Origin of the sequence: Micromonospora sediminimaris (assembly GCF_016863575.1) — a bacterium.
Lineage (GTDB): Bacteria > Actinomycetota > Actinomycetes > Mycobacteriales > Micromonosporaceae > Micromonospora > Micromonospora sediminimaris.
The window spans coordinates 196,488-216,884 of the sequence record NZ_BOPD01000007.1 but is presented as its reverse complement, the minus strand read 5'-3'; the positions used below and the strand labels follow the sequence as shown (position 1 = coordinate 216,884).

Annotated in this window: 16 protein-coding genes and 1 pseudogene; 4 read left to right on the top strand and 13 right to left on the bottom strand. The window is 72.9% G+C overall.

Going from position 1 to position 20,397, the window contains the following annotated elements; translation table 11 throughout:
* Positions 1-124: 124 nt before the first annotated feature.
* The 3 genes from Vse01_RS04920 to gltB form a co-directional block, all read right to left on the bottom strand.
* The gene (locus Vse01_RS04920; RefSeq protein ID WP_093401518.1) at positions 125-925 is read right to left on the bottom strand and encodes an SGNH/GDSL hydrolase family protein; all 801 of its coding nucleotides are present in this window, start codon (positions 923-925) and stop codon (positions 125-127) included.
* A gap of 181 nt (positions 926-1,106) precedes the next feature.
* Positions 1,107-2,609 (bottom strand): glutamate synthase subunit beta, encoded by a 1,503-nt coding sequence (locus Vse01_RS04915; RefSeq protein WP_093401519.1) that lies wholly within the window; start codon positions 2,607-2,609, stop codon positions 1,107-1,109.
* Positions 2,602-7,323 carry a glutamate synthase large subunit gene (gene gltB / locus Vse01_RS04910; RefSeq protein WP_093401520.1) on the bottom strand — a complete coding sequence of 1,574 codons (4,722 nt, stop codon included), beginning with the start codon at positions 7,321-7,323 and terminating at the stop codon, positions 2,602-2,604. Before gltB ends, Vse01_RS04915 begins: the two co-directional genes overlap by 8 nt.
* 147 nt (positions 7,324-7,470) lie before the next feature.
* On the opposite strand from gltB, the gene Vse01_RS04905 reads away from it, so the two are divergent.
* On the top strand, positions 7,471-8,313 hold the full coding sequence (locus tag Vse01_RS04905; RefSeq protein WP_093401521.1) for a GNAT family N-acetyltransferase: 843 nt from the start codon (positions 7,471-7,473) through the stop codon (positions 8,311-8,313).
* A gap of 124 nt (positions 8,314-8,437) precedes the next feature.
* On the opposite strand, the gene Vse01_RS04900 is transcribed toward Vse01_RS04905, so the two are convergent.
* From Vse01_RS04900 to trpC, 5 genes are read right to left on the bottom strand one after another with little or no spacing between them, the layout of a single operon-like run.
* Complete coding sequence (locus Vse01_RS04900) at positions 8,438-9,619, bottom strand: FAD-dependent oxidoreductase (RefSeq protein ID WP_093401522.1); 1,182 nt, start codon at positions 9,617-9,619, stop codon at positions 8,438-8,440.
* Between the two features lie 15 nt (positions 9,620-9,634).
* Positions 9,635-10,993 carry a prolipoprotein diacylglyceryl transferase gene (gene lgt, locus Vse01_RS04895; protein ID WP_093401523.1) on the bottom strand — a complete coding sequence of 453 codons (1,359 nt, stop codon included), beginning with the start codon at positions 10,991-10,993 and terminating at the stop codon, positions 9,635-9,637.
* 60 nt (positions 10,994-11,053) lie between these two features.
* Positions 11,054-11,869 carry a tryptophan synthase subunit alpha gene (trpA, locus tag Vse01_RS04890; protein WP_093401524.1) on the bottom strand — a complete coding sequence of 272 codons (816 nt, stop codon included), beginning with the start codon at positions 11,867-11,869 and terminating at the stop codon, positions 11,054-11,056.
* A 4-nt stretch (positions 11,870-11,873) separates the two neighbouring features.
* Positions 11,874-13,112 carry a tryptophan synthase subunit beta gene (gene trpB / locus Vse01_RS04885; RefSeq protein ID WP_093401525.1) on the bottom strand — a complete coding sequence of 413 codons (1,239 nt, stop codon included), beginning with the start codon at positions 13,110-13,112 and terminating at the stop codon, positions 11,874-11,876.
* A gap of 39 nt (positions 13,113-13,151) precedes the next feature.
* Positions 13,152-13,955 (bottom strand): indole-3-glycerol phosphate synthase TrpC, encoded by an 804-nt coding sequence (gene trpC / locus Vse01_RS04880; RefSeq protein ID WP_170863280.1) that lies wholly within the window; start codon positions 13,953-13,955, stop codon positions 13,152-13,154.
* Positions 13,956-14,398: 443 nt separating this feature from the next.
* Between trpC and Vse01_RS04875 the strand changes: the two genes are divergently transcribed.
* Positions 14,399-14,650, top strand: coding sequence for a hypothetical protein (locus Vse01_RS04875; RefSeq protein WP_093401622.1), 252 nt, complete (start codon positions 14,399-14,401; stop codon positions 14,648-14,650).
* A gap of 19 nt (positions 14,651-14,669) precedes the next feature.
* On the opposite strand, the gene Vse01_RS04870 is transcribed toward Vse01_RS04875, so the two are convergent.
* The 5 genes and pseudogenes from Vse01_RS04870 to Vse01_RS04855 all read right to left on the bottom strand — a co-directional run bounded on the left by Vse01_RS04870 (position 14,670) and on the right by Vse01_RS04855 (position 18,753).
* On the bottom strand, positions 14,670-15,251 hold the full coding sequence (locus tag Vse01_RS04870) for a Trp biosynthesis-associated membrane protein (RefSeq protein WP_373870635.1): 582 nt from the start codon (positions 15,249-15,251) through the stop codon (positions 14,670-14,672).
* Positions 15,252-15,306: 55 nt separating this feature from the next.
* A complete protein-coding gene (locus Vse01_RS04865; RefSeq protein ID WP_093401527.1) occupies positions 15,307-16,860 on the bottom strand; it encodes an anthranilate synthase component I in 1,554 nt (517 codons plus the stop codon).
* 76 nt (positions 16,861-16,936) lie between these two features.
* Positions 16,937-17,365, bottom strand: coding sequence for a phosphoribosyl-AMP cyclohydrolase (gene hisI, locus Vse01_RS29250; protein ID WP_093401624.1), 429 nt, complete (start codon positions 17,363-17,365; stop codon positions 16,937-16,939).
* A 186-nt stretch (positions 17,366-17,551) separates the two neighbouring features.
* A pseudogene (locus tag Vse01_RS29245) lies at positions 17,552-17,869 on the bottom strand (phosphoribosyl-AMP cyclohydrolase); the annotation flags it as partial.
* A 491-nt stretch (positions 17,870-18,360) separates the two neighbouring features.
* Positions 18,361-18,753, bottom strand: a complete 393-nt coding sequence (locus Vse01_RS04855; protein ID WP_093401528.1) for a MerR family transcriptional regulator — start codon at positions 18,751-18,753, stop codon at positions 18,361-18,363.
* Positions 18,754-18,870: 117 nt separating this feature from the next.
* Between Vse01_RS04855 and Vse01_RS04850 the strand changes: the two genes are divergently transcribed.
* Both Vse01_RS04850 and Vse01_RS04845 read left to right on the top strand, forming a co-directional pair.
* Positions 18,871-19,605: an ABC transporter ATP-binding protein gene (locus Vse01_RS04850; protein ID WP_093401529.1), complete on the top strand. Its 735-nt coding sequence runs from the start codon at positions 18,871-18,873 to the stop codon at positions 19,603-19,605.
* A complete protein-coding gene (locus tag Vse01_RS04845; protein WP_093401530.1) occupies positions 19,602-20,357 on the top strand; it encodes an ABC transporter permease in 756 nt (251 codons plus the stop codon). Before Vse01_RS04850 ends, Vse01_RS04845 begins: the two co-directional genes overlap by 4 nt.
* Positions 20,358-20,397 lie beyond the last annotated feature (40 nt).

Sequence of the window (20,397 nt, the reverse complement as noted above, 5' to 3'; positions counted from 1 at the left end):
AACCCTAACGGACGGCGGCGACACCGGCACGTGTCCGAACCGGACGTGTCGGACCGCCGCCTCGGCCGGGTGCTGACGCGCTGCGGCCGACGGCCCGAACCGGACCGTCGGCCGCAGCGTACGGTCAGCCGGTGACCGCGTTGAGCGCCGGCAGGTAGCCGTAGCGGTAGCCGTCGGCGTTCGGGTGGTACGCCTCGATGACCCCGGTGACGTCCCGGATCCACGGCTGGGCGCCGCAGACGCCGTGACCGGCGAAGGTGGGTCGGGTGTCGGCGAAGGTGGCGCCGGCCGCGGCGGCCCGGTCGGCGGTCACGGTGGCGAGGACGTCGGCCGCCTCGTTGAGGATGGTGCGCTTGTAGGTGCTCATGGCCAGCAGTCCGCAGTAGCGGGTCTCGAACAGCCGTGGATAGCCGAGCACGATCAGTCGGGCGTTGGGTGCCCGTTCCCGGATGGCGGCGTAGGTGCGGTCCAGCCGGGCCGGCAGCGTGCCGGTGGCGAACGCCTTCGCGGCGTTGACGGCGTTTGTGCAGGTGGAGGTGCTGCCGAACCGGCAGTCGGTCATCACGTCGGCGAAACCGGCGTCGTTGCCGCCGATGGTGATGGTGACCATGGTGGTGGTGGCGGAGAGCGCGCCAAGTTGGTTGTCGAGCACGTCGGCGGTGACCGCGCCGCCGCAGGCCGGGAACCGGAAGCTGGCCACGTTGTTGGCGGCGGCCCAGAGCGGGGCGTACGACTTCTGGCTGCGCAGGCAGGTGGACAGGTCGTACGGTCCGGCACCGACGCCGGAGGAGTACGAGTCGCCCAGGGCGACGTAGTGGATCGGGGCGGCGGCCTGGGCGACGCCGGGGACGGCCAGCGCGCCGACGGCGGCGGTGAGGAGGGCGACCAGCGCGGTCAGGGCGCGGGCCAACGGACGGTGGGGCATGACGGACCTCCACGGGGGTGGTGGTGGAGCCCGAGAGCCGCGCGCGTGGCCAAGGGTTGTTACTGGTCGGTAATGCTATCGAAACATCTGGATAAAGTGAATAGCCGTTAAGGAGAGGCCGCGTCCGCGCGGTCGTCCCGCGTGGACGCGGCCTCGTCGAGACCTCTCCGGCAGCTGGCCGTCAGCGCGCCGCCAGGGGCTGGCTGGCCGGGTGGACCGGGGCCGGCAGGGCGCCGACGCCGTCGAGGTACGTGTGGATCGCCGCGGCGGCGGCCCGCCCCTCGGCGATCGCCCAAACGATCAGCGACGCACCCCGGTGCATGTCACCGGCGACGAAGACCCCGTCGGCCTCGGTCTGCCAGTCCGCCCGGGAGTCGACCGCGCCCCGCGCGTTCCGGGCCACCCCGAGCTGCGCCAGCAACGGCTGCTCCTCGGTGCCCTCGAAGCCGATCGCCAGCAGCACCAGGTCGGCCGGCAGTTCCCGCTCGGTGCCCGGCACCGCCGTGACGATCCGCCGGCCGTCGCGCTTCTCGACGGTCACCTCGGCGATCCGCACCGCCCGCACCGCACCGGTGCCGTCGTCGACGAACTCCTGCACCGCCACTGCGAAGACCCGCTCGCCGCCCTCCTCGTGGGCCGGGTACTCCCGCAGGATCCAGGGCCACGTCGGCCACGGGTCGCGGCCCTCGTCCCGGGCGCGCGGCGGCTGCGGATACAGGTCGAGCTGGTGCACGCCGGCCGCACCCTGCCGGTGCGCCACACCCAGGCAGTCCGCCGCGGTGTCGCCACCGCCGATGATGACCACGTGCTTGCCGGCCGCGTCGATCGGCGTGCCGTCCGGCAGGGTGGCCAGCGCCGGCTGGCCCTCGCCGGCCGCCGCGACCACCCGGTTGGCCGCCACCAGATGCGCCATCGCCTGGTGTACGCCACGCAGCTGCCGGCCCGGTGTGTCGGTGTCCCGGCCCTGCAACGCGCCACAGGCCAGCAGCACCGCGTCGTGCCGGGCGCGCAGCTGTTCGGCGGTGACGTCGACCCCGACGTTCACCCCGGTCCGGAAGTCGACCCCCTCGGCGCGCAGTTGCGCCATCCGGAGGTCGATGTGCCGCTTCTCCAGCTTGAAATCGGGGATGCCGTACCGGAGCAGGCCACCGATCGCGTCGTCGCGCTCGTACACGGTCACGGCGTGACCCGCGCGGGCCAGTTGCTGCGCGGCGGCGAGCCCGGCCGGCCCGGAGCCGACCACGGCGACCGACCGACCGGAGGGTGCCGGCGCCGGACGCGGGGGCAGTCCCCGGGCCGCGGCCGCGTCGGCGATCTCCACCTCGACCTGCTTGATGGTGACCGGCGCGCCACCGGCGATGCCGAGCACACACGCGGCCTCGCAGGGCGCCGGGCAGAGCCGGCCGGTGAACTCGGGGAAGTTGTTGGTGGCGTGCAGCGACTCCACGGCCGCGTCCCAGTTGCCGGTGCGGACCAGGTCGTTCCAGTCCGGGATGCGGTTGCCCAGCGGGCAGCCGTCGTGGCAGAACGGGATGCCGCAGTCCATGCAGCGGGTGGCCTGCTCGCGGATCAGTCCCTCGCCGGCCGGCGGGTAGACCTCCCGCCAGTCGCTGATGCGCACCGGCACGGGCCGGCGGGCCGGCAGCCGCCGGCCGTAACGCAGGAAACCGTTCGGGTCAGGCACGAGCCACCTCCTGGGCGACCGCCCGCGGGGCGGGGGCTACCGGCGCGGACGAGCCGGCGGCCGGCTGCCCCGGTGCCGCCAGTGCGCTCATCACCGCGTCGTCGACGTCCTGGCCGGCGGCTTCGGCGGCCCGCATGATCTCCATCACCCGGCGGTAGTCCCGGGGAACCACGGCGGTGAACTCCTCCACCGCCTCCGGCCAACGCTTGAGCAGCTGTTCGGCGATCGCCGAGTCGGTCTCGGCGAAGTGCCGCTGCACCAGCTCGTGCAGGCGGGTCCGTTCCGCCTCGCTCGGCGCGGACAGGTCGACCAGCTCGGTGTTGACCCGGCGTCGGTCGAGGTTCCAGACGAACGCCGTCCCGCCGGACATGCCGGCGGCGAAGTTGCGGCCGGTCGGACCGAGCACCACCACGGTGCCGCCGGTCATGTACTCGCAGCCGTGGTCGCCGACACCCTCGACGACCGTCACCGCGCCCGAGTTGCGGACCGCGAACCGCTCCCCCACCCGCCCCCGCAGGTAGACCTCACCGGCGGTGGCGCCGTACAGGATGGTGTTGCCGGCGATGATCTGATCCTCGGCCCGGCCGCCCGCCTCGGCGTCGGCGGAGACGAACGGTGCCGCCGCGTCCGGCCGGACGATCAGCCGGCCACCGGAGAGTCCCTTGCCGACGTAGTCGTTGGCGTCACCGTGCAGGCGCAGGGTCACCCCGCGCGGCAGGAACGCGCCGAAGGACTGCCCGGCGGTACCGCGCAGGGTGAACTCGATGGTGTCGGCCGGCAGGCCGGCACCGCCGTGGCGGCGGGTGACCGCACCGCCGAGCATCGCGCCGACACTGCGGTGCTCGTTGCGGATCGCCACCTCGGCCCGCACCAACGGCACCGACTCGTCGGCACCAGTGGCGCCCAGCGCCGGCTCGGCGAGGGCGATCAGCTCGTTGTCCAGGGCCAGCTCAAGGCCGTGGTCCTGAGCGCGTACGCCGCGTCGGGCCGCGCCCTCGGGCAGCTCCGGAAGGTGCAGCACCCGACCGAGGTCGAGCCCACCGGCCTTCCAGTGCTCGACCGCCGGTGCGACGTCGAGCAGCTCGGTACGCCCGATCGCCTCGTCGATGCTGCGCAGACCCAGCTCGGCCAGGTAGCCGCGGATCTCCTCGGCGAGGAACAGGAAGAAGTTCTCCACGAACTCGGGCTTGCCGGTGTAGCGCTCGCGCAGCACCGGGTTCTGGGTGGCGATGCCCACCGGGCAGGTGTCCAGGTGGCAGACGCGCATCATGATGCAGCCGGAGACGATAAGCGGGGCGGTGGCGAAGCCGAACTCCTCGGCCCCGAGCAGCGCCGCGACGATCACGTCCCGGCCGGTCTTGAGCTGCCCGTCGACCTGCACGGTCACCCGGTCACGCAGCTTGTTGAGCAGCAGCGTCTGCTGTGCCTCGGCCAGGCCCAGCTCCCACGGCGTACCGGCGTGCTTCAGCGAGTTCAGCGGAGACGCGCCGGTGCCGCCGTCGTGGCCGGAGATCAGGATGACGTCGGCCTTGAGCTTGGCCACCCCGGCGGCGACGGTGCCGACACCGACCTCGCTGACCAGCTTGACGTGCACCCGGGCGGCCGGGTTGACGCACTTGAGGTCGTGCACCAGCTGGGCGAGGTCCTCGATGGAGTAGATGTCGTGGTGCGGCGGGGGCGAGATCAGGCCGACGCCGGGGGTGGCGTGCCGGGTACGGGCGATCCACGGCCAGACCTTGTTGCCGGGCAGCTGACCACCCTCGCCGGGCTTGGCACCCTGCGCCATCTTGATCTGGAGATCGTCGGCGTTGACCAGATATTCGCTCGTGACCCCGAACCGACCGCTGGCGATCTGCTTGACGGCGGAACGGCGGGCGGGGTCGTGCAACCGCTCGACGTCCTCCCCGCCCTCGCCGGTGTTGGACTTGCCGCCGAGCCGGTTCATCGCGATGGCGAGGGTCTCGTGCGACTCGGCCGAGATCGACCCGTACGACATGGCGCCGGTGGCGAACCGCTTGACGATCTCGCTGGCCGGCTCCACCTCCTCGATCGGCACCGGCGGCAGCACGCCGCTGCGTAGCCGGAACAGCCCGCGCAGCGAACCCGCCCGCGCGGCCAACTCGTCGACCTTCGCGGTGTAGTCGCGGAAGACGTCGTACTGGCGGCTGCGGGTGGCGTGCTGGAGCAGGAAGACCGTCTCCGGGTTGAACAGGTGCAGTTCACCCTCGCGGCGCCACTGGTACTCGCCGCCCACCGGCAGCAGGTCGACCGCCTCGGCGCCGGCCGCCGGCCAGGCCAGCGCGTGCCGGGCGGCCACCTCGGCGTGGATGCCGTCGAGGCCGACCCCGCTGATGGTGCTCGGCGTACCCCGGAAATACCGCTCGACCAGTCGGGTGTCCAGGCCGACCGCCTCGAAGACCTGTGCGCCGCAGTACGACGACACCGTCGAGATGCCCATCTTGGACATGATCTTCAGGACGCCCTTGCCGAGCGCCTTGACGTAGTTGCGGATCGCGGCCCGCGGCTCGACCCCGGCCAGCGTGCCCGTGGAGATCATGTCCTCCACCGACTCGAAGGCCAGGTACGGGTTGACCGCCGCCGCTCCGTAGCCGATCAGCACCGCCGCGTGGTGCACCTCGCGGCAGTCGCCCGACTCGACGATCAGCGCGACCTGGGTCCGGGTCTGCTCCCGCACCAGGTGCTGGTGCACCGCCGCGGTGAGCAGCAGCGACGGGATCGGAGCCAGGTCGGCGTTGGAGTCCCGGTCGGAGAGCACCAGGATCCGTACGCCGTCCTCGATCGCCTCGGAGACGTGCCGGCAGATCTCGGTCAGCCGGGCCCGGATCCCGGCGCCGCCGTCGCGGATGCGGTAGAGCCCGGAGACCCGTACCGCCTTGAAGCCGGGCAGGTCACCGTCCTCGTCGATACAGAGGATCTTCGCCAGCTCGTCGTTGTCGATCACCGGGTAGGGCAGCACGATCTGCCGGCAGCTCGCCGGGCCGGGATCGAGCAGGTTGCCCTCCGGGCCGATGGTGGTGGCCAGGCTGGTCACCAACTCCTCCCGGATGGCGTCCAGCGGAGGGTTGGTGACCTGGGCGAACAACTGATGGAAGTAGTCGTAGAGCAGCCGTGGCCGGGTGGACAACGGGGAGATCGGGGTGTCGGTGCCCATCGAGCCGATCGGTTCCGCGCCGGTCCGCGCCATCGGCGCGAGCAGGATCTTCAGCTCCTCCTCGGTGTAGCCGAAGGTCTGCTGGCGGCGGCGTACCGAGTCGTGGGTGTAGACGACGTGCTCGCGGGCGGGCAGGTCGTCCATCTCGATCAGCCCGGCGTGCAGCCAGTCGGCGTACGGCTGGGCGGCAGCCAACTCGGTCTTGATCTCGTCGTCGTGCACGATCCGGCCGGCAACGGTGTCGACCAGGAACATCTTGCCCGGCTGGAGCCGCCCCTTGGCCACCACGGCGGCCGGGTCGAGGTCGAGTACGCCCGCCTCGCTGCCCAGCACCACCAGGCCGTCAGCGGTCTGCCACCAGCGGCCCGGACGCAGACCGTTGCGGTCGAGCACCGCGCCGACGATCTCGCCGTCGGTGAAGGCGACCGAAGCCGGACCGTCCCACGGCTCCATCAGGCTGGCGTGGAACCGGTAGAAGGCGCGCTTGTCGGCGCGCATGTCGGGGTCGTTCTCCCACGCCTCCGGAATCATCATCAGCACCGCGTGCGGCAGGCTACGCCCGGCCAGGTGCAGCAGTTCGAGGACCTCGTCGAAGTTGGCCGAGTCGGAGGCGGCCGGGGTACAGACCGGGAAGACCCGCCGGATGTTGCCGGGCAGGTCAGGCGTACGCAGCAGCGCCTCGCGGGCCTGCATCCAGTTCCGGTTGCCCCGGATGGTGTTGATCTCGCCGTTGTGGGCGATGAAGCGGTACGGGTGCGCCAGCGGCCAGGACGGGAAGGTGTTGGTGGAGAACCGGGAGTGCACCAGGGCGATGGCACTGGCCACCCGCTCGTCGGTGAGATCCGGGTAGTACGCGGGCAACTGGTCCGGGGTGAGCATCCCCTTGTAGACCATGGTCCGGCCGGACAGCGACGGGAAGTACGCCGGCACGCCCCGCTCGGCGGTCTCCCGTTCGGCCTGCTTGCGTACGCAGAAGGCGACCCGCTCCAGCTCGACACCGGCCAGCGGGGCACCGGCCGGACCGGCGGGGGTGTCGGTGAGCCGCTTCGCGGCGAGGAAGACCTGACGGATGCGGGGCATCGCCGCCAGCGCCGTCTCACCGAGGTCGCTCGGGTCGACCGGGACGTCCCGCCAACCCAGCACCTCGGCCCCCTCGACCAGGGCGTACTTCTCGACCACCTGCCGGGCACGGGCCTCGGCGGTGGCGTCGTCGGGCAGGAAGACCAGACCGGTGGCGTACGCGCCGGCCGGAGGCAGCGGAAACTCGACCACCGCGCGCAGGAACGCGTCCGGCACCTGGATCATGATGCCGGCGCCGTCACCGGTGTTCGGTTCGGCGCCCCGGGCACCACGATGGTCCAGCCGGCACAGCGCGCCGAGGCCGTTGGCGACCACCGTGTGCGAGCGTCGGCCGTGCAGGTCCGCCACGAAGGCCACGCCGCACGCGTCATGCTCGTACGCGGGGTCATGGAGGCCGGCAGGGGACGCTACCTGGCCTTCTCGCGGCGCCGGCTGGGGGCGGTGTGGGTACGCAAGGGCCACCGGGCCTCCTGTCGTCGCTCAGGCTGGATCATGGTCGGGACGACGTCGGCCCTGTATCGGACTATTGAGTCTACGTTAGGGCCCGGCACGCAAGGCCAGTGCAGATTGATCACACCGTCCAAAGTCTGGGACATGTAGTCTCGCGCCGTGGATTCCGAGCGTACCGACCTCCTCGACCGGTTGGAACGGTTCTACGACGCGGTGCCCCGGGACGCGGCCCGTGTGGAAGATCACGGCGGTCTGGTGTTGTTCGTCCGGGAAGGCCCGGGATGGCCGTTCTACGCCCGGCCACGGCGGGACGGCACCGGGTCACCGACTCTCGCCGACGTGGCGGCGGTGCGGACGCGCCAGCGCGAACTCGGTCTGCCCGAGGCCCTCGAATGGGTGCACGACACCACCCCCGCGCTGCTGGCGGTGGCCCGCTCGGGCGGCCTGTGCGTCCTCGAAGCGCCGCTGATGGTGCTCGACCCGGCCGCCCTGCCGAACCCGGCGGAACTGGGCGTACCGGTGCGGTTGCTCGACCCGGCGGACGAGGACTTCGATTCGGCGGTGGCCGCCCGGCGGGCCGTGGCGGCGGTCGGATTCGCCGCCCCTGGCACCGGACGGGGCGGGGCCGGACCGGCCGACCGCGACGCCGCCATGATCGGGCTGGACGCGGCGGCGGTCGACGAGGAACGGTCCCGTATCGCCGACGGCAGCCGGCTGTCCGCGCTGGCCGGCACCCCGACGGAGGGCCCCTTGGCCAGCGGGATGGCCCTGCGGGTCGGCGACGTCGCCGAGATCGCCGGAGTGGCCACGCTGCCCACCGCCCGCCGTCGAGGGCTCGGCGCGGCAGTCACCGCCACCCTGGCCCGCGCCCTGCTGGACACCGGCACCGACCTGGTGTTCCTCTCCGCCGGTAGCGAGGAGATCGCCCGCGTCTACCTGCGCGTCGGCTTCCGCCGCATCGGCACCGCCTGCATCGCCTCCCCCACCCCCGCGCACCCCTGACCCCACCCACCCCACCCCACCCCGCCCGTCCAACCGGTTGATCAAGAGGTTTTGGTCGCAATCGGCCGCTGCGGGCGACCAAAACCTCTTGATCAACCCTGACAGGCGCGGGGGCGGGGGCGGGTCAGGTTGGGGGGCGCCATTGGGCGGCGATGGTGGCGGCGGTGCCGAGTAGGCGGGGGGTGATGGTGCCCAGGGCGGCGTCGCGGGCGCGCAGCGCCAGGCGCCCCCGGGTGCGCAGCACGGCGGACATCCGTCGGGTCTGCCGGACCACGGCCGCCGCGCGGGGTCGCCGCGCCCGGTCGTACGCCAGCACCGCGTCGGGCAGGGTGGACTCGCGTAGCAGCACGGCGAGTGTCGCGGCGTCTTCGAAGGCCAGGCAGGCACCCTGCCCGAGGTGCGGCGGCATGGCGTGCGCGGCATCGCCGAGCAGCACCACCCCGCCCGGGCCGGCCGGGAAGCCGAACGCCCGGGGCAGCGGACGCAGCTCCCGGATCTCCCGCTGCACCAGGTCGGCCGGGTCGGTCGCGGCCAGCAGTTCGTCGACCGGCGCGGGCCAGCCGGCGTACCAGCGGCGCAGCAGCGCCAACTGGGTCTCCGGCGGCTCGGGACGGGCCGCGCCCGCCGCGGTGGCCATCCAGTAGATGCCGCCACGGCTGGAGGCACCGGAGGAGCCGCGCTCGCCCAGCGAGGCGGACACGAAACGGTAACCGGCACCGAGGATCTCACCGCCGACCGCATCGGGCAGGCTCGGCGCGCGGTACCAGGGGATCACCGCCCGCCAGGCGGCGCAGCCGGAGCTGACCACCCCCGAGGCGGGGGCGAGCTGACGCCGGATCACGCTGTCCGTGCCGTCGGCGGCGACGACCAGATCCGCCTCGTACGTGTGCCGGCCGTCGCCGACAGCGGGCCGTTCACCGGCGGCGGCGCGCACCGTCCGCACCGTCACCCCGGTACGCAGCTCGACCCGCTCGCCCAGGCCCGCGATCAGCGCGTCGTGCAGGTCCTCCCGGTGCACCACCACCGGGAGACGCTCGGCCGGCGTCGGTCGGGGCTGCACCAGCCAGTGCCCGTCCGGACGGCGTACACCGCCGTCGGACAGGGTGGTGGCGATGGCGTCCAGACCGGCGCCGAGCCCCAGGGCGCGCAACGCCCGGACCCCGTTGGGCCAGAGCACCACGGCAGCTGGCTCGGGACGGATCCGGTCGGCCCGCTCCAGGAGCGTCACCTGCCAGCCCGAACGGGCGAGCGCACCGGAGACCGCCAGGCCGCCGAGCCCGCCGCCGACCACCACCGCGGTACGCATGACCGTCCTCCGGCCTCAGCTGTCGCGGTCGGCGGGCCGAGCAGCGGCGGACTCGCCCGCCGTGCTCTCGGCCGGTGAATCCGACGCCGACCCGGTCTCCTCGCCGTCGGTGGGCCCACCAACCGACCCGGGGCGCTCACCAGCCAACCCGGCGGGCCCGCCAGCCGACCCTCCGGACGGCTCACCCTTCGGCCGGGCGGCGGTCGCCGCCTCGCCGGCCGGCCGGTCCAGGACGGACGCCTCGTCGGCCCGCTTCGAGGGGGTCACCACGTCGTCCATGTCCGGCTGGTCCGGGGCGGACGCCTCGCCGGCCGGCCGGTCCGGGGCGGACTCGGAGCCCGCGTCGACCGGGTCCGCCGCTTCGGGTGGCGCCTCCCCGGTCCGTCGCCAGTGCGCGAACTGCTCCTCGCCGACCACCCGGTAGCCCTCGGGTACCGCCGGCTCGGTGGTGGCGCCCTTGGCCGACAGGTCCACCTGCGAGACGTCGGAGCTGGCCGGCGGGCCGGCGACGCTCGGCAGGCCGACCGGGATCAGGTACTCCCGTGGCCCGCGTACCCGCAGGAAGTAGATGAGGGCGCCGAGGAACACCAGCGCCGCGGTCCAGACGTTTACCCGTACGCCGAGGATCGTGTTTGCCTCGTCGGTGCGCATCATCTCGATCCAGAACCGGCCGGCGGTGTAGCCCATCACGTAGAGGGCGAAGGCGCGGCCACGGCCGAGCCGCAGCTTACGGTCGAGGAAGTACACCATCGCGGCGACGCCGACGTTCCACAGCAACTCGTACGCGAAGGTCGGGTGGTAGAGCCCCTCCTCCAGGATCGGCTGGCCGGCCTCGTCGCGCAGCGCCTGCCCACCGTCCATCCGGTGGATCTCCAGCCCCCAGGGCAGGTCGGTCCGACCGCCGTAGAGCTCGTTGTTGAACCAGTTGCCGAGCCGGCCGATCGCCTGGGCCAGCGGCAGGCCCGGCGCCAGCGCGTCGGCGACCACGGTCAGCGGGATGCCCAGTTGCCGGGCGGCGATCCAGGCGCCTACCGCGCCACCGGCGACCGCACCCCAGATGCCCAGCCCACCCTCGTGGATGAAGAACACCTTGATCCAGTCCCCGCCGGTGCCGAAGTACTTTTCCGGTGAGGTGATCACGTGGTAGATCCGGGCGCCGATGATGCCCGCCGGCACCGCCCAGACGGCGATGTCGAGCACCGCACCCGGAGCCGCGCCGCGCTGGCGCAGCCGCCGCTCGGTGACCCAGCAGGCCACCACGATGCCGGCGATGATGCACAGCGCGTACGCCCGGATGGGGATCGGGCCGAGCTGCCACACGGCGTTGCTCGGGCTGGGGATGGCGGCCAGGGACGTCGGCGAGGCGAGACTCACGGGTGCACACGCTACCGCTGCGGACCCCTGTGGCGTCACCCCGGTCCGCGCCGGTAACCCTCAGCGGTCGGGGTGGCGGACGCCGTCGGACAGTTCGGCGCTCAGCGTGCGCAGGGCGGTCAGGGCCTCCGCCTCGTCGGGCGTGTCGAGCAGGCAGCGGATCAGCGCGCTGCCGACGATCACCGCGTCGGCGTACCCGGCGACCGTGGCGGCCTGGGCACCGGTGCCCACACCCAGCCCGACGCCGACCGGCAGGTCGGTGACCTCCCGCACCCGGGACACCAGCACCGGTGCCGCCTGGGAGGTCTGCGACCGGGCACCGGTGACGCCCATGATCGCGGTGGCGTAGACGAAGCCCCGGCAGTGCGCGGCCGTCATCGCCAGCCGCTCGTCCGTGGAGGACGGCGCGACCAGGAACGTCCGGTCCAGCCCGTGCGCGTCCGAGGCGGCCAGCCACTCGCCGGCCTCCTCGGGGATCAGGTCGGGGGTGATCAGCCCGGTCCCGCCGGCCGCGGCGAGATCCCGGGCGAAGGCGTCCACCCCGTACCGCTCGATCGGGTTCCAGTAGGTCATCGTCACCACCGGCGCGCCGGTGGCGGCCACCGCCTCGATGATGCGCAGCGTGTCCCGGGTGCGTACGCCGCCGGCCAGGGCGATGTCGCTGGCACGCTGGATCACCGGGCCGTCCATCACCGGGTCGGAGTACGGGATCTCCACCTCGATCACGTCGACGCCCGCGGCGACCATCGCCTTCATCGCGGCGATGCTGCCCTCGACGGTCGGGAAGCCGGCCGGCATGCAGCCCACCAGCAACGCCCGGCCGTCCGCCCGGGCCTTGTCGAAGGCCACCCCGATCCGGCTGGTCCGCTCGCTCATGGCCTCACTCCTTGTCGAGGATGCCGAAGTACTCACCGGCGGTGTGCACGTCCTTGTCGCCCCGGCCGGAGAGGTTGACCACGATGGTGGGCTGCCGGCCGAGCTCGGCGGCGAGCTTCGGCGCGATGGCCAGGGTGCCCGCGAGGGCGTGCGCGCTCTCGATCGCGGGGATGATCCCCTCGGTCCGACAGAGCAGCTCGAAGGCGGCCATCGCCTCGTCGTCGGTGACCGGCTGGTACGTGGCCCGGCCGGTGTCGTGCAGCCAGGCGTGCTCCGGGCCCACGCCCGGGTAGTCCAGGCCGGCGGAGATCGAGTGCGACTCCTGCGTCTGGCCGTCGGCGTCCTGGAGTACGAAGGTCCGGGTGCCGTGCAGGACGCCGGTGGAGCCGCCGGTGATGCTCGCGGCGTGCCGGCCGGTGTTCACCCCGTCGCCGCCGGCCTCGAAGCCGTACAGCCGCACCTGCGGGTCGTCGGTGAAGGCATGGAAGATGCCCAGCGCGTTGGAGCCGCCACCGACGCAGGCGGTCACCGCGTCCGGCAGCGCACCGGTCAGGTCCAGGCACTGTGCCCGGGCCTCCTCGCCGATGCCCCGGACGAAGTCGCGAACCAGCGCCGGGAAGGGGTGCGGTCCGGCGGCGGTGCCGATCAGGTAGTGGGTCTCGTCGACGTTGGCGACCCAGTCCCGCATCGCCTCGTTCATCGCGTCCTTGAGGGTGCGCGAGCCGGTCGTCACCGGCACGACAGTCGCCCCGAGCATCCGCATCCGGGCCACGTTCAACGCCTGCCGCTCGGTGTCGACCTGCCCCATGTAGACCACGCATTCCAGGTCGAACAGGGCCGCGGCGGTGGCGGTGGCGACACCGTGCTGACCGGCACCGGTCTCGGCGATCACCCGCCGCTTGCCCATCCGCCGGGTCAGCAGCGCCTGACCGAGCACGTTGCGCACCTTGTGCGCGCCGGTGTGATTGAGGTCCTCCCGCTTGAGCAGCACCCGGGCACCGGCCCGGGCGGAGAACCGCCGGGCCTCGTAGAGCAGCGACGGCGTCCCCGCGTAGTCGCGCAACAATCCGGCGAACTCGGCCCGGAACGTCTCGTCGGCCATCGCCGCCTGGTGCGCCAGGGCCAGTTCGTCGAGCGCGGCGACAAGTGCCTCCGGCACGAACCGGCCGCCGAACGTGCCGAAGTGGCCGGCGGCGTCGGGGAACTGCGCCGGCACCTCGGTGTTCGTGGCGTCAGCACTCATCGCGGGTCCTCTCGCTCACAAACGGTCGCCCGGCGCGGTTCAGCGCACCGGGCGGGGCGTCGCCGGGTGGTTGCCGGCGTTGACCAGTTCGGCCACCGCCTCCCGGGGACTCTTCTGGGTGACCAGACCCTCACCCACGAGGACGGCGTCGGCGCCGGCCGAGGCGTACCGGATCAGGTCGTGCGGGCCGCGTACGCCCGACTCGGCGATCTTGACGACGTTGCTCGGCAGGCCGGGCGCGATCCGCTCGAACACCGACCTGTCGACCTGAAGGGTACGCAGATCACGGGCGTTGACCCCGATGACCTGAGCGCCGGCCTCCATGGCCCGGTCGGCCTCCTCCTCGTCGTGCACCTCGACCAGCGCGGTCATGCCCAGCGACTCGATCCGCTCCAGCAGGCCGACCAGCACGTTCTGCTCCAGCGCGGCGACGATCAGCAGCACCAGGTCCGCGCCGTGGGCGCGAGCCTCGTGCACCTGGTAGCTGGAGACCACGAAGTCCTTACGCAGCACCGGGATGTTCACCGCGGCCCGCACGGCGGCGAGGTCGTCAAGTGACCCGCCGAACCAGCGCCCCTCGGTGAGCACGCTTATCGCGCGGGCGCCACCGGCCGCGTACTCGCCGGCCAGGTCCGCCGGGTCGGCGATCTCGGCCAGCTTGCCCTTGGACGGCGAGGCGCGCTTCACCTCGGCGATGACCGCGACGCCGGGCCGGCGCAGGGCCGCGTACGCGTCCAGTGGCGGCGGCGCGGCGGCGGCCAGTTCACGGATCCGCTCCAGCGGAACCTGTTCCTGCCGCCGGGCCACGTCCTCCCGGACGCCGGCCAGGATCTCGTCGAGCACGCTGACGGGCGTCGCCGAGCCGGCCTCGTCCCCCTCCGCGTGGGCATGTTCAGCAGTCACCAACGGACTCCCCTCTCCGGGTGTCATGGGCCGATGCTAGGGGGCCCCACCTGGACCCGACCGCCGGGGGTATGGCGCTCCTCACGAAATGGGCTGCGGCATAATGGCCCACTTGTGCGCACGGACCGTGACTCTGCGTCACGGCATCATCGACGATCACCCATGTGAGAGCGGCCGAGAGGCCGCGCGACGGCCGGCGGGATCCGGCCATGTCGATGCTGTGACCAAGCTCAAGGACCAAGGTCCCTGTGCCGGTCAGGCCCGCTACCGCAGAGTTGACGGTGCAGTCATCACCACGAAACCCGGGCCGAGCAGCATCAGGCTCGGGCACACTCAATGACGCGCCTGCCCCATCGCCACGACGATCTCTCCCCGGGGTGATCATGAGTACCTCCGCGCCGCACCAGACCATCGGACTCACCACCATCTCGCGCACCGTCGCGTCGCTCGCCGTCGGTGTCGTCCACACGTTGGAGCGGGCAGTGATCGGACCGGACCGGATGCGGACCGCGTCCGGCAACGCCTGGGAGGCCATCTGCGCCGACCGGGCCCGAGCCGACCAGCGGGCCGAACTGGACCGCCTCGTCGCGGAACTCACCGCCGCCCGGGCGCGCGCCCGGCAACCGGTCGGCTGACCGCACCGACGCCGGCCGGTCAGCGGATCGTCGGGTCCTCGCCGCGGTCCAACGCCTCCCACGCCTCGACGGTGCCCGCCCCGCCGATCGGACCGCCGGTGCCGGTCGGCCGGGTGGTCCGCCGTTCGTAGCGCGCACCCATCGCCGGCCAGCGGTGACCACGCAGCATGGTCAGCGCGCCACCGACGGCGGCGAGGATCCCGCCGAGCAGGGTGAGCGCCGGCCACTGCCAAGTGACCGGGTCCCCGAGGTCACCGACCAGCCCGTAGCCCCCGCCAGCCGCGAGAGCCAGGCCGAGCAGGGTCAGCAGCCCGCCGAGCACCCGACGCAGCCGGCCCCGGGTGGCCAGCACCGCGCCACCCCCGGCCAGCCCGACGAGGGCCAACGCCGGCAGCCACGGCAGCAGCTGCCCGCCCGTGCGGCCCTCCTCCACCAGCAGCATCGGCTCCGACCGGCCGACCACCCCGACCACCCAGGTGCGGGTCGCCGCCCACAGCGCCAGCCCCGCGCCGGCCAGGCAGAGCAGCACGGCGTACGCCAGCTCACGCCGGCCGGGCACGGGCCGCGCGTCGCCCGTCCCGGGCCCCACCGGCACGCTCACCGGGTAAGCCTTCCGTTCACGACTGCGGGACTCCGCTGCGCTACGTTCCTCGCGCTCACCGAGCCGGCCTGAGGGTTTCCGCGGCGGCGATGGCCGCCAGCACCGCGGCGGCCTTGTTCCTGGTCTCCTGGTCCTCGGCGGCCGGGTCGGAGTCGGCCACCACGCCTGCCCCGGCCTGCACGTACGCCCGGCCGCCCCGAATGAGCGCGGTCCGGATCGCAATGGCCATGTCGAGATCACCGGCGAAACCGAAGTAGCCGACCGTCCCGCCGTAGAGTCCCCGGCGGACCGGCTCCAGCTCCTCGATGATCTCCATTGCGCGTACCTTCGGCGCGCCGGAGAGCGTGCCCGCCGGGAAGGTCGCCGCGAGCGCGTCGAAGGCGGTGCGGTCCGCCCGCAGCGTGCCGACCACCGTGGAGACGATGTGCATGACGTGGCTGTACCGCTCGATGGTGGCGAACTCCGGCACCTCGACGGTGCCGGGACGGCAGACCCGGCCGAGATCGTTACGGCCCAGGTCGACGAGCATCACGTGCTCGGCGCGTTCCTTCGGGTCGGCGAGCAGTTCGGCGGCGAGCCGGGCGTCGGCCTCCGGGGTCGCGCCACGAGGCCGGGTCCCGGCGATCGGGTGCAGCAGTGCCCGCCGCTCGCCGTCCACCTCACCGGTCACCTTCAGGTGCGCCTCCGGTGACGAGCCGACGATGTCGAAGTCGTCGAAGCGCAGCAGGTACATGTAGGGGCTGGGGTTGGTGGTGCGCAACACCCGGTAGACGTCCAACGGGTCGGCGTCGGTCTCCCGCTCGAACCGCTGGGCGAGCACGATCTGGAAGCACTCACCGGCCCGGATCGCCTCCTTGGCCGCCTCCACCGCCTTCGGGTATCCGCCCTCCGGGGTGCGGCTGCGCACCTCGCCGGCCGGCGGGCGGGCGACCGTGGCGACCATCGGCGGGATGGGCCGCGACAGCGCCGTGGTCATCGCGTCCAGGCGGCCCACCGCGTGGTGGTAGGCGGCGACGACCCGCTCGTCGCGCCCCGGTTCATCCAACGGCGGCAGGATCGCGTTGGCGACCAGGATCGCCGAACCGTCGAAGTGGTCGAGCACCACCAGATCGGTGGCGAGCATCATGCCCAACTCCGGCAGGCGCAGATCGTCCTCGGTGAACGCGGGCAGCCGCTCGAAGCGGCGGATCAGGTCGTAGCCGAGATAACCGACCATGCCGCCGGTCAGCGGTGGCATCCCGTCACCCGGGGTGCCGGGCGGGCCGGCCAGCGCCGTCACCGTCGCGCGTAGCGCCTCGACCGGGTCCCCGGAGGTCGGCAGCCCGGCCGGGGGCACGCCGAGCCAGGCCGCGGAGCCGTCCCGCTCAACCAGGGTGGCGCTGCTGCGCACCCCGACGAAGGAGTACCGGGCCCAGGCCAGCCCGGATGAGCCGACGCCCTGCTCGGCCGACTCCAGCAGGAACGTCCCCGGGCCACCGGCGAGCTTGCGATAGACGCCGACCGGCGTCTCCGCGTCGGCGAGCAGCCGACGGGTGACCGGCACCACCCGCCACCGGGCGGCCAGTTCGGTGAAGGTGGCCGCGTCCGGACTCACCCGACCATCGCTCATGCCGGCACTCCGCTTCGCTCCGTGCCGCCATGAGACACCACCGCGCCGAGCCTGATGATTCGCTCGCTCCGCTCGCTCATGAGGCCACCTCGCCGGTGACGGGGAGCTCGGTGGAGAAGCAGGTGCGCTGCCCGGTGTGGCAGGCGGCACCGACCTGGTCGACGCTCACCAGCACCGCGTCACCGTCGCAGTCGAGCGCGACGGAGCGGACGTACTGGTGGTGGCCCGAGGTGGCGCCCTTGACCCAGTACTCGCGCCGGCTGCGCGACCAGTAGGTGGCCCGACCGGTGGTAAGTGTGCGGTGCAGGGCCTCGTCGTCCATCCAGGCCATCATCAGCACCTCACCGCTGTCGTGTTGGCGGACCACGGCGGCCACCAGGCCGTCAGGGGTGCGCCGCAGGCGGCCGGCGATAGCCGGATCGAGCCGTGACGGTCGCTGCGAACCGCCCAACGGCTCCGGCTGGTCAGGGTGGGCGCCGGTCACCGGCGCGTCAGGTACGGGCACAGTGACCCATTGTCCCGCACGCGGCGCGGGTACCCCAGCGGGCTCCCGGCTGGCGGACGGGGCACCGCCGCCGGTTCGGCCCAGCTGGGCCACGTAGCGGTCCAGGCGCCCGTCTAGCAGGGCGTCGGCGAGATCCGGACCGGCCACCTGGCCCACCTCGGCCGCGTACGGACGGATCAACGGCAGGGTGCCGGTCACCAGGCGAGCCGCTGCCGCCCACACCTGGCCGGTCGAGCCGGGACGCAGGCCGAGACAGCGCAGCATGTCCTCGCGGTAGCCGGCCGGCGCCACCGGCAGGTCGAGGGCGGCGGCGAAGGCGGATCGGCGGGAGACCACCCGTACCGACGGGTTCGCCAGCCGCAGCACCGAGGGGCAGAGCCGGGCCAGGTCGGCGGCGGCCAGCCGGGCACCGAGCGGATCCTCGTCGTCCCGGGCCGCGGCCACCTTGCCGAGCGTGGCGATCAACTCCTCCAGCCGGGGCTCGTCGGCCGGCTGGCAGAGCACCGGCAGGTCGATGCGGTGCCGCCAGTACGGGTCGGCCCAGAGCAGCCGGGTAGGGGCCGTCACCGGCAGGCCGAACGCCCAGTCGGCCGGCTCACCGAGGCGGGTCACCCAGGAGCGGATGTCCCGGGCCGCCACCGACACATGGGTCAGCCGGCCGGAGTGCTCCGCGAGGTACGCCCGACGGGCCGCGTACGGAGCGCCACCGAGCAGCACGTCGACATCGACGTCGCTGTGCGCGGTGGCGGCCCGGCGCGCGTGGCTGCCGCGCAGCAGGATGCCCACCACGGGCCGGTCGGCGCTCGCCCGCAGCCGGGCGGCCCAGTCGTCGAAGAACCCACTGTCCGGTGACGGAGCGTGATCCACTGAGCAATCGTGCCGCACGTCCGATCAGGGCGCAATGACCGGTGACGGACCTGGCGTCCGATCTGACAACAGCTGACCGTGCTATTAGCCTTCCTGCCCCAGAGGTCGTTTTCGGCCAATTCTGCGGCTCAGTCGAATTCACCCAGCTCCGCCCGCCGGTAATGGTCGATCTTGAAGTCGAGGACCTTCAGGTCCTCCTCCAGCTCGGCCATCCGGTGCAGCACCCGTACCCGGTGCTCCTCGAACAGCGCCCGCCGAGCGCCGAGCGTGCCGTCACCCTGTCGGGCCAGCTCGACGTAGCGGCGCATGTCGCGGACGGGCATGCCGGTACGGCGCAGCCGGGTCAGCAGCAGCAGCCAGTTGACGTCGTCCGCGGTGTAGCGACGCCGACCGGCGGAATCCCGGCCCACCGGGGCCACCAGCCCCTCCTGCTCGTACCAACGCAACGTGTGGGTGGTCAGGCCGACCCGCTGGGCCGCCTCGCTGACGGTGTAGGTCGGCTCCCGCGTACCGATGTCCATCGTTCGAGGGTCCCAGCACCGGACGGCCCGGCGCGACCCCGTGACCCGCGCTTGCCGAACCGGCCGTATTTCACCTACCGTTGATTTCAACAGACAATGAATTTGGGGAGGTGGGCGATGGACGACGCGATCGCCGTTCGGGGCCTGGTCGTGGACCGGGGCCGACGGCGGGTGCTGCACGGCATCGACGCCACGGTGCCGCGCGGCTCGGTCACCGGGCTGCTCGGGCCCAGCGGCAGCGGCAAGACCACGCTCATGCGCGCGATCGTCGGCGTGCAGGTGATCAGCGCCGGCACGGTGACGGTGCTCGGGGCCGCGGCCGGCTCACCGCCGCTGCGCCACCGGGTCGGTTACCTCACCCAGGCGCCGAGCGTCTACGCCGACCTGACGGTGCGGGAGAACGCCCGCTACTTCGCCGCGCTGCACGGCCGCGACCGGTCCGAGGCCGACCGCGCGGTAGCCGACGTCGGCCTCGCCTCGGCGGCCGGCCAACTGGTGGGCACCCTCTCCGGCGGGCAGCGCAGCCGGGCGTCGCTGGCCTGCGCACTGGTCGGCAAGCCCGAGTTGATCGTGCTCGACGAGCCCACAGTGGGTCAGGACCCGGTGCTGCGGGCCGACCTCTGGGCCCGATTCCATGCTCTGGCCGCGACCGGGACGACTCTGCTGGTGTCGAGTCATGTGATGGACGAGGCCGCCCGGTGCGACCGGTTGCTGCTCATCCGGGAGGGACGGCTCATCGCCGACGACACCCCGGCCGCCGTCCGGGCCGCCGCCGGGGTCGACGACCTCGACGAGGCGTTCCTGCGGCTGATCAGAGCCAGTCAGCCCGACCAGTCCGGGCAGGCGCGATGAGCCCGCGCATCCTGGCCGCCACCGTCGCCCGCATCCTGCGGCAGCTGCGCCACGACAAACGAACCGTCGCGCTGCTGGTGGCCGTGCCCACCGTCCTGCTCACCCTGATCTACTACATGTACGCCGACCAGCCCGCGCCGCCCGGGCAGCCGTCGACGTTCGACCGGATCGCGCTGGTGATGCTCGGCTTCTTCCCGTTCATCATCATGTTCCTGGTGACCAGCATCGCGATGCTGCGCGAGCGCACCACCGGCACGCTGGAACGACTGCTCACCACTCCACTGGCCAAGACCGACCTGCTCTTCGGGTACGGGATCGCCTTCGGGCTGGCCGGCGCGGTGCAGGCCGGCATCGCCTCCGCCGTCGCGTACTGGGTCTTCGGTCTCCAGACCGCTGGCAGCAGCGCGCTGGTCATCATGATCGCCGCACTGAACGCCGTGCTCGCCGTCGCGCTCGGGCTGCTCTGCAGTGCCTTCGCCCGCACCGAATTCCAGGCCGTACAGTTCATGCCGGTCGTGGTCGCACCACAACTGCTGCTCTGCGGGCTGTTCGTACCCCGCGACGAGATGGCCGGCTGGTTGCAGGCGATAAGTGACGTGCTGCCCCTGTCGTACGCCGTCGAGGCCCTGCAAGAGGTCGGCGCGCACGCCGAACCGACCGGGACGATGTGGCGCGACGTGGCGATCGTCGCCGGCGCGGCGGTGCTGGCGCTGGTGCTCGCCGCGGCCACCCTGCGTCGGCGCAGCGGCTGACGGCGCCGTGCCGGTGCCAGTCCGGGCGGACCGCGCGCGC